The sequence below is a fragment of the Streptomyces tendae genome (assembly GCF_014650435.1).
GTDB classification, from domain to species: domain Bacteria; phylum Actinomycetota; class Actinomycetes; order Streptomycetales; family Streptomycetaceae; genus Streptomyces; species Streptomyces tendae.
The window spans coordinates 1-752 of the sequence record NZ_BMUY01000089.1 but is presented as its reverse complement, the minus strand read 5'-3'; the positions used below and the strand labels follow the sequence as shown (position 1 = coordinate 752).

Genomic DNA, 752 nt, shown 5'->3' with positions numbered 1-752 from the left:
CTGGAGCCCGCGTCCGCGACTGTGGACCCCGGCAGTAGTACGCGTGTGCGCCTGAGGGTGCGTAATACCGGTGATGTCGTCGACGAGTATCGGTTCGAGCCGGTGGGGGATGTGGCTCCCTGGACGACGGTGGAGCCGCAGACGTTGCGGTTGTATCCGGGGACGACGGGGACGGTGGAGCTGACGTTCGCTCCGCCCCGCACCCCTGACGCGGTGGCGGGGCCGAATCCGTATGCGGTGCGGATCCTGCCGACGGAGCATCCGGATGCGGTGACGGTTCCGGAGGGGAATCTGACGATCACGTCGTTCACCGAGGTGCGGGCGGAGTTGGTGCCGCCGACGGTGAAGGGCCGGTTCCGGGGTCGGCCGCGGCTCGCGGTGGACAACCTGGGTAATACGAAGGTGACGGCGTCGATCGCGGGCAGTGATCATGGTGATCATCTGTCGTACGAGGTGCGTCCGGGGAATGTGCAGATCGAGCCGGGTCGTGCGGCGTTCGTGGAGACGACGCTGAAGCCGAAGCAGATCATCTGGTTCGGTGCGAAGGAGGAGCGGCCGTACACGCTGGCGGTGCGGCGGTCCGGGGTGGATCCGACGGAGATCGAGGGGACGTATGTCCAGCGTGGGTTTCTGCCGCGTTGGCTGGCGACGTTCTTCGGGATCTTCCTCGCGTTGGCGATCGCGTTCGTGATGATCTGGATCGCGTACAAGCCGCAGGTCCGTACGAGTGCGACGGAGCAGACCGAGCAGGC

The 752-nt window shown here is 66.5% G+C and carries 1 protein-coding gene; it reads left to right on the top strand.

Features of this window, described 5'->3' with window-relative positions; translation table 11 throughout:
• The coding region (locus tag IE258_RS40755) for a COG1470 family protein (protein ID WP_444545814.1) at positions 1-752 on the top strand (752 nt) is incomplete at both ends.